This is a genomic window from Thermodesulfovibrionales bacterium (genome assembly GCA_035622735.1).
In the GTDB taxonomy this organism is placed as follows: Bacteria; Nitrospirota; Thermodesulfovibrionia; order Thermodesulfovibrionales; family UBA9159; genus DASPUT01.
Window position 1 is genome coordinate 1 of sequence record DASPUT010000128.1, and the last position, 15,660, is coordinate 15,660.

14 protein-coding genes are annotated in these 15,660 nt (G+C 53.0%); 13 read left to right on the plus strand and 1 reads right to left on the minus strand.

The window, feature by feature from the left end; all coding sequences use genetic code 11:
- The first annotated feature begins 260 nt into the window (after positions 1–260).
- From VEI96_07015 to VEI96_07050, 8 genes are all read left to right on the plus strand, one after another.
- Entirely contained in the window at positions 261–1,031 is a 771-nt protein-coding gene (locus VEI96_07015; GenBank protein ID HXX57735.1) for a Ku protein, read from the plus strand.
- Entirely contained in the window at positions 1,032–1,877 is an 846-nt protein-coding gene (locus VEI96_07020; GenBank protein ID HXX57736.1) for a Ku protein, read from the plus strand. It begins immediately after the preceding gene.
- On the plus strand, positions 1,874–2,779 hold the full coding sequence (ligD, locus tag VEI96_07025) for a non-homologous end-joining DNA ligase (protein HXX57737.1): 906 nt from the start codon (positions 1,874–1,876) through the stop codon (positions 2,777–2,779). The genes VEI96_07020 and ligD (VEI96_07025) overlap by 4 nt, the downstream gene beginning before the upstream one ends.
- 156 nt (positions 2,780–2,935) lie before the next feature.
- Positions 2,936–4,546 (plus strand): non-homologous end-joining DNA ligase, encoded by a 1,611-nt coding sequence (gene ligD / locus VEI96_07030; protein HXX57738.1) that lies wholly within the window; start codon positions 2,936–2,938, stop codon positions 4,544–4,546.
- Positions 4,543–5,415 (plus strand): NAD(P)-dependent oxidoreductase, encoded by an 873-nt coding sequence (locus tag VEI96_07035; protein ID HXX57739.1) that lies wholly within the window; start codon positions 4,543–4,545, stop codon positions 5,413–5,415. Before ligD (VEI96_07030) ends, VEI96_07035 begins: the two co-directional genes overlap by 4 nt.
- A 173-nt stretch (positions 5,416–5,588) precedes the next feature.
- A complete protein-coding gene (locus VEI96_07040) occupies positions 5,589–5,948 on the plus strand; it encodes a VOC family protein (protein HXX57740.1) in 360 nt (119 codons plus the stop codon).
- Positions 5,949–6,103: 155 nt separating this feature from the next.
- The gene (gene sfsA / locus VEI96_07045) at positions 6,104–7,273 is read left to right on the plus strand and encodes a DNA/RNA nuclease SfsA (protein HXX57741.1); all 1,170 of its coding nucleotides are present in this window, start codon (positions 6,104–6,106) and stop codon (positions 7,271–7,273) included.
- A 164-nt stretch (positions 7,274–7,437) separates the two neighbouring features.
- Entirely contained in the window at positions 7,438–9,957 is a 2,520-nt protein-coding gene (locus VEI96_07050; GenBank protein ID HXX57742.1) for a lectin like domain-containing protein, read from the plus strand.
- Between the two features lie 66 nt (positions 9,958–10,023).
- Here the strand turns inward: VEI96_07050 and VEI96_07055 are convergent, their stop codons facing one another.
- Positions 10,024–10,779 (minus strand): glucose 1-dehydrogenase, encoded by a 756-nt coding sequence (locus VEI96_07055; GenBank protein HXX57743.1) that lies wholly within the window; start codon positions 10,777–10,779, stop codon positions 10,024–10,026.
- Between the two features lie 250 nt (positions 10,780–11,029).
- Here VEI96_07055 and VEI96_07060 point away from each other — a divergent pair, with 250 nt between their 5' ends.
- From VEI96_07060 to VEI96_07080, 5 genes are all read left to right on the plus strand, one after another.
- Positions 11,030–11,206, plus strand: a complete 177-nt coding sequence (locus VEI96_07060; GenBank protein HXX57744.1) for a hypothetical protein — start codon at positions 11,030–11,032, stop codon at positions 11,204–11,206.
- A 141-nt stretch (positions 11,207–11,347) separates the two neighbouring features.
- Positions 11,348–12,019, plus strand: a complete 672-nt coding sequence (locus tag VEI96_07065) for an ABC transporter ATP-binding protein (GenBank protein ID HXX57745.1) — start codon at positions 11,348–11,350, stop codon at positions 12,017–12,019.
- Between the two features lie 5 nt (positions 12,020–12,024).
- Entirely contained in the window at positions 12,025–12,828 is an 804-nt protein-coding gene (locus tag VEI96_07070; GenBank protein HXX57746.1) for an ABC transporter permease, read from the plus strand.
- A 196-nt stretch (positions 12,829–13,024) separates the two neighbouring features.
- Positions 13,025–13,771, plus strand: a complete 747-nt coding sequence (locus tag VEI96_07075) for a DUF72 domain-containing protein (GenBank protein HXX57747.1) — start codon at positions 13,025–13,027, stop codon at positions 13,769–13,771.
- A gap of 983 nt (positions 13,772–14,754) precedes the next feature.
- Positions 14,755–15,660: RidA family protein (locus VEI96_07080; protein ID HXX57748.1), on the plus strand; the 906-nt coding region annotated here is incomplete at its 3' end.

Here is a 15,660-nt window from a genome sequence, read left to right on the forward strand (position 1 = left end):
TCCCTCTGGCTCATGAGATATCTTTTCTGCTCCATTCAGACCTCCTCAAGGTTCTCCTCAGAGGTCTATAGTGACTTAATACCTCCTACTATGACATTTTCATTTTGCAGATACCTATGACATTATCATCTTGCAACGACATTCCCGATCGGTAAGGCTTGACAGCGGGACGGTTTGTGAGATACTTTTTTTATGGGTACGACCGATAACTGGGCCGGCGGTATGGCCAGGACCTGAAAGAGAACTCCGGAGGATCTTCGATGGCAGGAGGAACGATATGGAAAGGGCACATTCATTTCGGGGGTGCGAATGTGCCCGTGAAACTCCATACGGCGGTCAGGGAAGAGCGGATTCAGTTTCACCTCCTCCACCGGCGTGATCATGCAAAACTGCGCCAACAAATGATCTGTGCCTATGAAAAAAAACCGGTTCCGATCGAAGCTCAGGCCAAAGGGTTGGAAGTGGAGGAGGGGAAATATATCATTGTCGATCCTGAGGAGCTGGAAAGAACAGCTCCTGAAGGCACGCGGGTGATCGAAGTCCACGAATTCGTCAAGGCCGAAGAAATCGACCCCATCTTCCTTGATCGCGTCTACTACCTCGAGCCTGATGCCCCTGCGAAAGGATATAACGAGCTCGTCGGGGCGTTGAGGGAGATCGGGGTCGACGGCATCTGCACATGGACCATGAGAAAGCGGTCCTATCTCGGGGCACTGGAAACAGACGGAAAGATTCTTCGCCTCAATACGCTGCGGTATGCCGACGAAGTGATTTCGGTAAAGTCTCTCGAACTGCAGAAAATCCCCGTCTCCGAAAAAGAACTGAAAATCGGGAGCGACTTGATCAATCAACTGACCGGTCCTTTTCAGCCGGAGCAATTCGAAAATGAACATCAGAAGAAACTGCGACATCTGATCGAGAAAAAAGCTCGCGGAGAAGAAATTGCGATCCTGCGGCCCAGGCGCTTGAAACCGACAGAATCTGACAAACTGCTTCAGACCCTTGAAGCGAGTCTGAAGAAAGTCGCCTAAATGAAATCTCACAATCCGAACCTGAGTGCATCAAAGTCATCTTCAGGCAGGGAGCCTGAAATGATCCCGCAGGGAATTTGGAGCGGTACGATCAGTTTCAGTCTCGTGGCTATCCCCGTCCAGCTGGTTAAGGCCGTCGACCCCGGTCGCGTCTCGTTTCGCATGCTCCACCGCGATGATTACTCCCCCCTCCAGAGGAGAATGTTCTGTCCCGAAGAAGAAAGGATTGTAGCCCCGGATGAGATCGTCAAGGGATACGAAATCGGACCGGGCAAATACATCGTGATGACGGACGAGGAATTGGAATCCGTGACTCCGGAAAGGAGCCGCACGATCGAGATCATCGAGTTCATCGATATGAAGGACGTGGATCCGATCTATTATGAACACCCATATTATCTCGTTCCCTTGAAGGGGGGTGAAAAAGCTTATCGGCTGCTCGTCGAAGTGTTGCATAGGACAAACAAGGCAGGTCTCGCAAAATTCGTGCTGGCTGAACGCGAGTATCTCGTAGCGGTCGAGAGCAGGGAGGGCGCGCTCGCCCTGATCACCCTTCATTACAGCGAAGAGATCCTTCCTGATCAAGATATCTTGCCAAAGGGAGGAAAGATCGAAACCGAAGAGAAAAGCCGCATGAAGAACGTCATTAAGAAGATGATGGCGGACTTTAGGCCGGAAAAATACGCGGACGAGCGCCGAGAGAAGATCCTGGGTCTTCTGAAGAAGAAGATAAAGGAAAAGGCCCTGGTGGAGGCTCCCGAAATAGGGGAAGAACAGGGAGAAGGGCCGGCCGATCTCATCGCCGCGCTGGAGGAGAGCATGCGCAAGGTGAAGAAGAACCGGTGAGCCGAAAAGTCGTCGAGATCGCCGGGAAGAGACTCTCTCTATCCAACCTCGAAAAAGACCTCTATCCGTCTTATGGCTTCACGAAGGCCCGCATATTGGAATATTACCGCAGGATTGCGAAGTTCATCCTGCCCCATTTGAAGAACCGGGCACTGACCTTAAAGCGCTATCCCGAAGGAGTCGAAGAGGATTTCTTTTTCGAAAAGCGTTGCCCCCCGCACCGTCCGGAGTGGGCGAAAACGGCCGAGATCCGCCGTGACGACGGAGAGCGGATGACGGTCTGCCTGGTCAACAATCTCGAAACGCTGATATGGGTCGAAAACCTCGCGTCTCTCGAGCTCCATGTACCTCTCGCCAGGGCATCCTCCCCTGAAACGCCTGATTTCATGGTCTTCGATCTGGATCCCGGGGAGCGGGCAAACATTCTGGATTGCGCCAGTGTAGCGCTCATCCTTCGGGACCTGCTCTCAGGGTTAGGGCTCAAGGGCCATCTGAAAACCTCCGGGAAAAAAGGACTCCATATGTATGTTCCGTTAAACCGAAAGGATACGACCTTCGAGGATACAAAGAAATTTTCGAAAGCCGTAGCAGGAATCATGCAGAAAAATTATCCGGATCTGGTAACCGCAAGAATGGCCAAAGAATACCGGAAGTCGAAGGTCTTTATCAACTGGGCTCAAAACGACTCGTCAAAGACGATGGTCTGTGTTTATTCCTTGCGAGCTCAAGAGAAACCTGTTGTCTCTTTTCCCCTTTCATGGAAGGAACTGGAGAGGTTGGCCGGCAAAGGCGATCCGGGAAGACTTCGGATTCTCCATTCGGAAGCATTGCGAAGGGCCGAAGACGGGGGTGACCTTTTTCGGGAAGTGCTCGTGAAGAAGCAGAAACTTCCCCATCTGTGACAGAACCTCCGGCTCTGGGCAGGTCCGGAGACGAACGGTGTTGACCGGATAAGCCGTTAGGGTATCTTCACTGGGCACCTTGCTTTGGATCGTCTTTTCTTGGGGATGAAAGAAGGATAACCGGGGTCCGGGCTGTAACCCCGAGAAAGCAATACCGTGGGATTAAGGGAATACGAATCGAAGCGGAAATTCGGGAAAACTCCCGAACCAAAACCGGGCCGCCGCCATGAAGGGGGCCATCTCATTTTTGTTGTTCATAAGCATGCGGCCAGGGCCCTTCATTATGATCTGAGGCTCGAGCTGAGGGGGGTGCTGAAGAGCTGGGCAGTGCCAAAGGGGCCTTCCATGGACCCTTCCCTGAAAAGGCTTGCTGTCATGGTTGAAGACCATCCGCTTGATTACAAAGATTTTGAGGGCGTCATCCCGGAGGGCAATTACGGCGCAGGAAGCGTCATCATCTGGGACAGGGGTGTTTATCACCACCCTTCTGCTAAAGACAGAAAAGAGAATGAGCAGTTTCTCCTGGACGGATTGAGAACCGGTAATATGAAGTTTGTCCTCGAGGGGGAAAAATTGCAGGGTGATTTTGCCCTCGTAAAGACTGGAAGGGACGAAAAGTCGTGGCTGCTTTTGAAGAAAAAAGATCGATTCGCAATGAAAGGGGACATTCTCAAAGAGAATCGGTCAGTGGTCTCCGCTAAGACGCTGGAAGAGGTTTTCGAAGCCGAACAGGGGGGTTCTTTCCGGCGGACAAGAGTGAGTCAGATTCGTCTTCGGGAGGCGATGGAAAGCGAAGACCTGAAAGACCAGCCGGCCAAGCCGATGCCGCGGAACGTAAAACCAATGCTCGCAACTCTGGTCGAACAACCCTTTGATCATCCGGATTGGATCTTCGAGGTGAAATGGGACGGATACCGGGCCATAGCAGGGATCCGTGACGGGACTGTTTCTCTTTATTCCCGAAACGGGATATCCTTGAGCCGCAAGTTTCCCCCTCTTGTAGAGTCGCTGAGTACCTTCAGGTTTGAGGCGGTCCTAGACGGTGAAATTGTCGTCGTTGACGATCAAGGACACCCTGATTTCCAGATGCTCCAGAATTATCAAAAATCCGGAAGCGGTCATCTGCTTTACTATGTCTTTGATCTATTGTATCTTGAGGGACATGATTTGACGAACCTCCCCCTCCTCGGGAGAAAAGAACTCCTGAAGAAGATTCTCCCCTTTTCTCCGAGAATTAAGTTCAGCGATCACGTGGTGAAAGACGGCATATTATTCTTTGGGGTCGTCAGGGAAAAGGGACTCGAGGGGATCATCGCCAAACATTCGCAAAGCGCGTACCGGGTCGGGAGGAGGAGCCGGCAGTGGCTGAAGGTGAAGGCGCAGCTTACGCAGGAGGGCATTATAGCGGGATTCACGGAACCCAGAGGTGGTCGGAAATACTTCGGAAGTCTAGTCCTCGGTGCATTCGAAGGGGGAGAGCTGGTTTACATCGGTCATTCGGGGGGGGGCTTCACGACGAAATCACTGAGGGAAATCCGCGAAAAATTGGATCCCATTGTCCAGGAAGACTGTCCTTTTCAAACAAAACCGGAGACCAATGCGCCGGTCACATGGGTGAAGCCGAAAATAGTTTGCGAGGTCATTTTCCACGGCTGGACCGATGAGGACATCATGAGGCAGCCTGTTTTTTTGAGGCTGCGAGAAGATAAGAAGGCGCGCGAAGTCGTGCGAGAAAGGCCCGGAGAAAGTAACCAGGAGGGAATATGAAAGTCGGATTTATCGGTCTCGGCATCATGGGGAGCCGCATGGCAGGGAATCTGCTTAAGAAGGGCCATGAACTCGTGCTCTTTAACAGGACAAAGGAGAAGGCAGGACCACTCATCGCTCAGGGAGCTTCATTCGTAGAAACCCCGGCGAGAGTGGCTGCGAGAGCACAGATCATCATTACCATGCTCTCCGAACCGGATAGTGTGGCCGGCGTCGCCCTCGGTAAGGACGGTTTCCTTGATCACGTAACGAGAGGCTCCCTATGGATTGACTCAAGTACCGTTAATCCGTCCTTCTCCAGGAAGATGGCTGATGAATGCAAGAAAAGGAATCTGCGCTTCATAGACGCACCGGTTGCGGGCTCCAAGATACCGGCTGAGGAGGCTCAGCTCATCTTTTTCGCGGGGGGCGAAAGAGAGGACGTCGAGTTCGCGATGCCCCTTCTCCAGGCCATGGGCAAGACGGTCATCCACATCGGCGGAAACGGAATGGGAACGTCCATGAAGATGGTGAACAACCTTCTCCTTGCCGGCGCCATGGCTGCTTTCTCCGAGGCGCTGGTGCTTGGTGAGGCCCTCAGCATTTCCCGCGAAACGCTCTTCGATACTCTCCTCAATTCGCCTGCTGCAGCCCCCTTTCTGGCTCTCAAGAGATGCCTGATCGAGTCCGGGACCTTCGAGACCCAGTTCCCTCTGAAATGGATGCATAAAGACCTGCAGCTTGCATCGGCCACGGCATATGAATGCGGCGTCGCGATGCCTGGCATGCATGCCATTAAAGAGTCGGTTGCCCTTGCCATTCGAAGCGGATTGGGAGAGAAAGATTTCTCCGCTATCTATCAGTATCTGAAGCAATCACAAAAAGGCTAACCGCTTCGTCCTGCTTGCTACCATGGATCATTAAGGGCCCTGTTCGCTGCCTTTTTCCTGCAGTCGCCGGAGGCGACGTCGAACAAGAAAAGCCGCGGGAAAGGGGCCGACAAGTTGACAGAAGGCAGACACATGCTATATTGGCATTATCAATGACCTTGAGGAGGCATAGTATGGCAAACCCATTTGTACATATCGAATTGCAGACGCAAGATCCGGAAAAATCAAAGAAGTTTTATACCGCGATGTTCGATTGGAAACTGGAAGGTATTCCGGCCATGGAGTATACGGTCATCAAGGTCGGGGAGGGGACGGGCGGAGGCATGATGAAGAAGCCCCTTCCTGACATGCCGGACAATTGGCTTCCTTACATCCTCGTTGACGACGTGGCAGCATCGACGAAAAAGGCGCTGACCCTAGGGGCAACAATTTGCAAGGACGTCACCGAGGTCCCGGATATGGGGTGGTTCAGTGTAATCGCAGACCCCACCGGCGCGGCCTTTGGACTCTGGCAGCCAAGAGCGTGTAAATAGCTCCGGCTGAAAAGGGGAGGATGACCGCAGACTAGTTCTGCAGGGGAGAACATACTCCTCATCAAGCGCATATTTGACGCGCCGCGAGAGATTGCGCGAAAAGTCTGGAAGGCATTGGGATGATTTCGCCCTTATCGTTTCTGTAAGATAGGTTCGTGAAACTCTTTGAGACCCTCATAAAGGGAATATTCAAAAACAGACCCAACCGCTTCATCATAGAATGCACCGTTGACAAGAAAAGTGTGAGGGCCTATCTTCCCAACCCCGGCAGGCTGAGGGAACTTCTCCTGCCCGGAAGTATGCTCTATCTAGTGCCTCAACCGCCGCCTTCCCATAAATACAGATATATGTGTGTGGCGGTAGAGAAAGACGGGGCGCCCGTGCTCCTTCACACTCACCTTAACAATGCCGTGGCCCGACATTTGATAGAGCGCAGTTGTATCACCGGGCTTGAAGGGGCAGAGATCGTACGACCTGAAATAACTATCGGCAGGAGCCGGTTCGACTTTCTCCTGCGCCATAACGGGAAGGACGTGGTGCTGGAGGTGAAGTCGTGTACGCTCTTCAGCGGAAAGACTGCCATGTTCCCTGATGCGGTGACCATCAGAGGGAGGAGACACCTCGAAGAACTCGCGGCACTCTCGGGCGGAAGACGGAGATGCGCGGTTCTCTTTGTCGTGCACTCACCCGGGGTCGAATACTTCATGCCTGAATATCACACGGATCTCGAGTTTTCGAAGTCGCTCCTGTCCGTATTGCAGGACGTCATGATCAGAGCGGTATCTGTGTCATGGGAAAAAGACCTCTCCCTCGGGAAGAGGGTGAGGGACCTCGTCATCCCCTGGGATCTTATCAGGAATGAGGCCCGCGACAAGGGAAGCTATATCGTGATTCTGCGTTTGAAGCAGGACCGGAAAATATCAGTCGGAAGCCTTGGAATTGTCCGGATGAGAAAGGGATATTATGTGTACGTCGGCTCGGCGAAAAGAAATCTCTCGCAGCGCATCGCGCGGCATCAAAGGGAACGCAAAAACCTCTTCTGGCATATAGATTATCTGCGGCAATACGCCGACCATTGTTCATCACTGCCTGTGAGGTCCGGCACCGATCTGGAATGCGGCATCGCGGGGGCGCTGAATAAGATATCTGAATGGAATATACCCGGATTCGGATCGTCGGATTGCAGATGCGGCAGCCATCTCTTCGGTATGCGTCATGACCCCGCCCTTTCCCGGGAATTCATAACGTTGCTCCTTGATTTTCGGATGAACAGGCTGGAACGCATATTATCGGATCGTGGGTGGGATTCAGCCTGCAGTGCTTGAGCAGATGCCGGATCGATGACGCGACAGATGGAGGCTAGAAGTGAAGCACATAGGAATTTAGAAGGGCTGTTTATTGACAATTGGCAGGTGCTTCTCTATAGTGTGAACGAGATACTGTTTCTTTTGGAGGGGGGTCTCTTGCCGCACAACAGAGAAAAGACCGGATGAATTTGCCGTGGAGGGACAGCACGCTGTCAGCCATTGCAGCGGCACTCCTATATGGCCTCTCGATTCTCAGCGCGCCTGCATTCGGACAGTCCCCTGAAACACCGGCAATGGCCCCTCTGAATCCAGCCTTCGTCGATTACACGCATGCCATTAGGCCCGCCGGCGTTCAGGATACGACATCTGACGGACATGGGCTCGGATACATCCCATCTCCTGTTGATCGCTCACACCTGACCGGACAATCCGTATTTCCGATACGGCCGGCTGCGGTTCTTCCCCCAAGTTACGACCTCCGCTCCCTCGGCAAGGTGACGGCTGTGAGAAATCAGGGAAGCTGCGGCGACTGCTGGGCGTTTGCCAGCATGGCCTCACTCGAGTCAAGTCTTCTCACAGGTGAAACGTGGGATTTCTCAGAAAACAATCTTAAGAACACCCATGGATTCGATTGGGGGCCGTGCTCAGGAGGCAACGGCGATATATCCACAGCCTATCTTGCCCGATGGGACGGACCGGTAAGGGAGTCAGACGATCCGTACAATCCCAATCCTCCCTATACGTCACCAGCGGGCTTACCCGAGCAGAAGCATGTCCAGGAGGTTCTTATCATACCTCCGAGAGCGGATTCCGTGCATAACGACGATATCAAACAAGCCGTACAGTCTTATGGTGGCGTTTACACCACTTATTACGCTTCATCAACCTACTACAATAGGCCATGTCCGACAGGCAGTTGCACCACATATTATTATGCTGGTACGGAAAACTCTAATCATGCCGTCACTATTGTCGGGTGGGATGACAATTTTCCGGCTGGCAGCTTTTCTCCGGCCGCGCCGGGTAACGGCGCTTTTCTTATAAAGAACAGCTGGGGGACCGCATGGGGCGTGAACGGCGGATATTTCTACATTTCCTACTATGACACGAAATTAGGTTATGACGGAAACTACGTCTTCAATGACGCCGAACCTGTCGCCAGATACACTCGGGTATACCAGTACGATCCTTTGGGCAATACAGTAAATCTTGGGTTTGGAGGCAACACGGGATGGTTTGCCAACATCTTCACCGCTTCCGCGAACGAACAGGTTGCGGCGGTCAGCTTCCACACGGGAGCCGTTAATGCGACATTCGAGGTACGCGTTTATACGAATGTCACCTCAGGCCCGACAAGCGGCTCTCTCGCGGAGACGACCACCGGTTCGCTCTCGATTCCCGGCTACCACACCGTCACCTTGAGTTCCCCGGTGTCCATCACCGCCGGCCAGAAGTTCTCTGTGATCGTCAAACTCGCAACACCTGGATATAACTTTCCGATTCCGATGGAATATCCTTTTGGCGGCTATAGTAGCGGGGCCACAGCCGGTGTGGGGCAGAGTTACGTGAGCAGTGATGGCACAAATTGGGCAGATGTGACTACTGACTACCCGAACACCAATGTCTGTCTGAAGGCATTCACTGACGCGATTATCGACACAACGCCCCCCACTGACGGAACACTTACCGCGGTTCCGGGAAATACGCAAGTCACGTTGAACTGGTCCGGGTTTTCCGATAGCGGAAGCGGACTGAGAGGCGCGAACACCTATAAGGTCATGAGAAGCGAGGGGGGATACCCATCCGCTCATTGCACCAGCGGGACGCAGCTATTGGGGAGCGTCAGCCCTCAGACGGATTCAGGCCTGATCAACGGCACGACGTATTATTATCGCGTCTGCGCCTATGACAACGCAGGCAATATCTCGACAGGCGCCACGGCGACAGCGACCCTCCCCTTCCAGATAACCGTTGACACCTCGCCTTCCGGAAGGCAGATTACCGTCGATTCGGTTTCATATACCACTCCCTACACTTTCACCTGGGGCCCCTTGTCCAGCCACACGGTCATGGCAACATCGCCGCAGAGTGCGGGCACGGGGACTCAATATGCCTTCTCCTCCTGGAGCGATGGGGGCCCTCCGACACATACAATCACACCTTCGGGAGACAACACCTATATTGCAAATTTCATGATGCAGTACCAACTGAAAGCCACTGCCAGTCCGAGCGGTGCCGGCAGCGTAACCCCAGACTGCTCAACAGGGTGCTGGTATGATTCAGAATCGGCAGCCGGCTTATGGGCCAGCCCCGCTGCCAATTATGTTTTCACGACATGGACGGGGGACTGCACGGGAACAAATCCCTCTATGTCTGTATCAATGAGTGGGCCATTGAGTTGCGCCGCCAATTTTGTCCCCTGTCTCGATTACCAGGCAAGAGATGAGATGACTGCCACATCCTTCACTTCAGTGGGCAGCGCATACAGCGACGCTTCTACGCTATCGGGCGACACGATCCAGCTGGTCGCGACAATCCTGAAGGAGACGTTGGATCTCAACCGCGGCATCGCCGTGACACTGGCCGGAGGCTATGGTTGCGGATTTACAGGGCTTGCCACTTCATACTCTATCATTCAGGGGTCATTGACGATCGATAAAGATTCTCTTACAGTAACCGTCCAGAACCTCATCCTGCAATAGCGTCTACACTGCATACATCGTTGATACAGTCCATCGGAAGGCGGGTCCCGCGCAGTAGAGATGGCCTCATCTGTAGATCATCTTTCGTGTCATCCCTCCATCCACAACAAAATTGGCACCGGTGACAAAACCGGCATCTGGGGAGATAAGATAGGCTGCCAGGGAGGCGCTATCTTCCGGTCTACCGACCCTGCCCGCGGGGTGCTGTGTGTGGTCCGTTTTCGAGAGCCTTGCCGATTGCCTTGTCCCGCTCTTCTTCCACCCACTCAACTCGATCCACCCCGGACTGATGCAGTTCACGCGCACTTTAGGCCCGAGGCTGAGAGCCAGTGAATGGGTGAGGGCCACCACGCCGCCCTTTGATGCGGAGTATGCCTCTGTATCCGGTTCCGACATGAGCGCGCGCGTCGAAGCTATGTTGACGATTGAGCCCCCGGTCCTTGCGAGATACGGGGCTGAATACTTTGAACAGAGGAAGGCCCCGGTGAGGTTGGTGGCGAGCACCCTGTTCCATTCGCTAAGGCTCACCTTTGCGAGCGGCTTCCTGATACAAATACCGGCGTTGTTGATGAGCACATCAACCCGCCGGAAATATGCGACCGTTTCCCTGACCACTGCCTCGGCCGCTGCCTCCTCCGAGATATCGGCATGCATGAAGACAGATTCCCCGAGGCCGTGATATTCCTGTAGCGTTTCTCTACCCGCATCTTCATCCATTTCCGCAATCACAATGCGCAGGTGCTCCTCGAGCAATCTTTTCACGATAGCCTTTCCGATTCCCTGACCGCCTCCCGTAACTATTGCAACTCTTCCCCTGTCCATGTTTGATGCTCCTCCCGGTCCCATCGTTTCGAAAAAGTTAATAATAAGTTATGGCTCGCAAAGACACGGACCATACCGTTCCTCGACAAAAAGACCGCATCTTCAGTTCGCTCGCCCTGAAGCTCTTCGTCGTTCTGCTCCATTGTTCGGCGTTGACTTGCCTTCATTTTCATGATAAGTAGTAATAAGGGATTAGGCAATAGGGCATCTAAGGGGAAAAGGTTGCTTTATTTGAGGAAGGAGGATGGAAATGAAACTGGAACTGACAGACAAAGAAAAAGAGATGCTTATGGGAGTCCTCAAGGACTATATTCCTGAACTCAGGGGTGAGATCGCGTCTGGTGTTAAACACGATTTGAAACTGGAACTGAAAGAGGAAGAGGCGGTATTGACGGGAATTCTGGAGAGATTGAAGACACTGCAATAGATGCTCATTTCTCCGATGAAGACGGTCCGCAGGCAGACGGAAGTCAAAGAAATTCTATAGAGTGAGGATGGCCGCCTGACGAAAGCTCTTTCGATAAAGAACCTTCACAAGACCTATGGTACCCTTGTTGCCGTCGACGGTATTTCGTTCGATATCGGCCACAATGAAATCGTGGGGCTCCTGGGTCCCAATGGAGCGGGAAAGACAACGACGATCAACATGATTCTCGGCGTTCTCGAACCGGACGCCGGGACTATTCTCATCGAGGGGGCCGATATTGCGGAGCGCCGCTCAGAGGCCCTCGAGCACACAAACTTCGCGGCTGTTTACGCCCCGCTGCCGGGAAACCTGACCGTCTATCAAAACCTGCTCATATTTGGCATGCTTTACGGAGTGGAAGACCTGCCCGTCCGGATCGAGGCGGTGCTCAAGCAATTCGATCTCGGGATGTTTCGTGGCACAAAATGCGGCCTGCTCTCTTCCGGGGAGCAGACACGGGTAGGACTCGCAAAGGCCTTGCTCAACAATCCGCGTCTGCTCCTCCTTGACGAACCGACCGCTTCTCTCGACCCCGCAACAGCGCGCGACATCCGAACGGAAATCCGCAGGTTCTCTGCCGAGGGATCGGGCGGCGTGCTCTGGACTTCTCACAACATGTACGAGGTCGAGGAGGTTTGCGACCTGGTGCTCTTCCTTTCCCGCGGGAGGATCCTTCTCGAAGGCGACCCGAAGGCTTTACCCGGCGAACACGGCAAAGGGTCCTTGGAAGAGCTTTTCATAAGCGTTGCCCGTGAAGGGCTCGATTCAGGTTGAAAAGCGTGCGCCCGAATCGCGTCGCTGCAATAATCCTCCGCCATTTCTATCTCATACGCGGGAGCTTCTCGCGTCTCTTCCCGCTCTTCGCCTGGGTCGCCGTCGACATGGTGTTGTGGGGCTTCATTACGAGATACCTCAATAGCATCACGTCGTCAGGTCTCAACTTTATTCCGATCTTCCTCGGAGCCATTCTTCTCTGGGATTTCTTCACGCGCGTTATGCACGGGGTGACGACGGCGTTCTTCGAAGATGTCTGGTCGCGTAATTTTCTCAACATCTTTGCGACCCCGCTCTCCATCTGGGAGTACCTCAGCGGCCTGGTGCTGTCGAGCATCGCAACAAGCCTGGTCGGGCTCATCGTAATGCTTGCGCTGGCAACCGCGGTATTCGGCCTGTCGTTTACAAGCTATGGCACAATGATTGTTCCCTTTCTTTTCGTTCTCTTTCTGTTCGGAATTGCGCTCGGTATCTTTGCGATCGCCGTGGTCCTGAGACTCGGACCGGCATCCGAGTGGTTCATCTGGCCCGTCCCTGCCCTCATTTCACCGTTTGTCGGAGTCTTTTATCCTATTTCTACACTGCCGCTCTGGATGCGGCATCTTTCGAGTCTGCTGCCGCCGTCATATGTATTCGAGGGCATGCGGGTGGTTATCTCGGGTGGAGCGGTTCCGGGAAGCACCCTGCTCGCGGGCGGATGTCTCGCCATAGCCTATGTCCTTCTTGCATGCTGGTTTTTTGCCCGGGTCTACCGACGTGCCGTTCGCACCGGCCTCATCGCACGGTACAGTGCAGAGACTGTGAATTGACGATAAGTCTGCCCACGGGAGGGACCTCTTATATCCCAATAAAGGGCTCACTTCATCCGGTTCTGCCTCGCGGATATTGAATCTCATGGATAGCCCTCGTCTTCACGTGTGGAGGAAACCCTGTTAGACTTTAAGATGAGAGACGAGGCATTGTTTCAGAAGGAGTCTCGCCGCTATGACAATGAAGGGACGCAAGATGAAGTTATATGCCGGCACGAGCGGATATGGGTACAAGGAATGGAAGGGGATATTCTACCCTGAAAAGATCTCACCCAAAGAGATGCTCCGCTTCTATTCGCAGCGCCTCGGCGCGGTCGAGATCAACAACACCTTTTATCACATGCCCAGGGAGGCGATCCTCACGTCCTGGGCTGAGCAGGTTCCCGATGACTTTGTCTTCGCTATCAAAGCTCCCCAGATAATAACGCATCTGAAGCGGCTGAGAAATGTGGGCGAAGAGACCGAGTACCTCTTCAGGACAGTATCGGTTCTCGACAGAAAGCTCGGGCCGGTTCTTTTTCAATTTCCGAACAGTTTCCGCCAGGACCGACAGGCGTTGGAGGCTTTTCTCGATCTTATTCCCGGCACCATGCCCTCTGCTTTTGATTTCCGCAGTCCGTCGTGGCTCGACAGCAAAATTTTGGACCTCCTTCGTGAAAGGGGATGCAGTCTCTGCATCGAGGATACCGATGAAAATCCGACAAACGAGATCTTCAGTACGGCACCGTGGGGATATTTCCGCCTCCGCCGCACCGATTATACCGATGCCGATCTGTCGTACTGGCTCGAAAAAATCTCTTCGCAAAAATGGGAGAAGGTTTTCGTGTTTTTTAAGCATGAGGAAGGGGCAACAGGTCCGGAGACTGCGATACGGTTTCTAGGGCTTGCCGATTCACGGGTAAAGGGAGGTCAATACAGGACGGATGATAAGACAAAGAAATGAATGCATGTGCGTGCCTCCGATGCTTGCCACCGGTATCTCACAAGGCCTTATTTAGTGTTTTGCCAAGCTGCATGCATCTTGGCATTGGTTCATTCACCTATTTACTTGTCATTTAATTTGTTGAGGGTAGTGGTTAACCTACAAGGCTTAGTGGGCCAACCACCCATCCCTCAATGTGACTCTATTAGGTTTTAGTAAGACCCAAGAAAAATCCACATCGAGCCATCCGGACAATCACACTGACATGCGTAGAGCGCGCTGTCACTGAGGCGAAGGTAAAACCAACAGAAGTCATATCCGAATCCCAGGTTAATCGGAATAGCATTAGCATCCTGATCTACAAAAAATCCTATGGCATCGCCGGTTCTCGTGTTATCAGCCTCAATTAATACTCCGTATCCCGTCAAGCTACTCCGTAATGTCATCCCATTGGAATCCCACGTCTCGGCATCCGCAGCGTGCTTTACATCATCGGACGAAACTTGTGGGACGGACTCTGGAAACTGAGTCGCCTTCGCGGTACTCACCGAAAAAACCATAGCCAAAATCATACAAAAGAATACGACATACTTCATACGACACCCCCGACTTTCAAAATATCCCAACCGCTGTTAGGATTTAAGTACCTGTCATCAGCTTAGAGTTTACGTCTCAAACAGTCAATCCTACGTGGGTAGGGTAAGGTATGCATGGCATGATTGGAGGTTTCTCCGCGTTTGCCTGTCAAAGCTATATATTGTATTCCTTTTCTCACGCACAACAGGCCTGCTGTCAAAGGCCTTAATGGGCCAGTCATTAGTCTTTGATAAGGGATTGACACTCAAGAAATCGGTGATAACATAAAAATGTGAGTGATATACAGGAAATAATCTGAGATGAAACCGGCTTGCTGCCGGCAGACCGGTTGGGTCGATCCATTTTCTGATGAGTTTGTACCATCCGGGGGCAGAGTATCCAATGATTCTGCAGACTGGTGCTGGTACATGAAACTGCCGGGCATCGTAAGGGCAAATAATATGATCAAAGAGTTAATCGCATGTGAACAGTCTAGGACAAAGTTGAGCGTCACCTCGGCGGGACAGGGTCAGGCATTTCTTGTCGCGTCAGTGAATTCCCCGTCAGATGCGGGCCATGCTGCCATGGAATCATACACCCGGATCGCGAAAGTCCTCAAGGAGTGCCGACTTGAGATCCTTCACGAGCGCATCTTCGGCAGCCTTTCCTTGGAACCTTCGGTAATGGCGGCACGGCGTTCTGCATTCAGAAATTGCGGTATCGCTTCCGATAATCCCGTCACCTATATTCAGGGCAATCCTCCCTGGGGAGAAGGGTTTGCCGGCACGATCATCCATGCCGTCTCTCCGAACGATCCTGGTGATGTCTGGACTATCATGTACGGTGACCAGCCCTGCGGTCGAGGATGGCGAGGAGACGGTTCTACCTATCTGGTACTCCAGAACATAAACGGTAACCACTGCAGTCCACAAGGCAACGGAACAAGGCATCTCCAGGTGCGTCATATGCTCGATCGGGCTGAGAGAATACTCCGTGAAAACGGCTCATCCTACGATGATGTGGTGAGGACATGGTTCTATCTCTCCGACATATTGGACTGGTATGCCGCATTCAACAAGGCAAGAAATGAGAAATACGGGGAGTTCGGCATCATGCCCGGTCCGGGCGACGGGAGCCTCCTGCTCCCCGCGAGCACAGGGATCCTCGGCGATACACCTTCCGGGGCAGCGGCCACAATGGATCTCATCGCGATAGTCAGGGAACTGGGCAGTGGTCCTGCTATAAGACAGCTGACCAATATGGCGCAGCTCGATGCCTTCCGTTATGGCTCGGCCTTTTCTCGGGGTTCGCTCATTCAGGAGGATGAAGTTTCC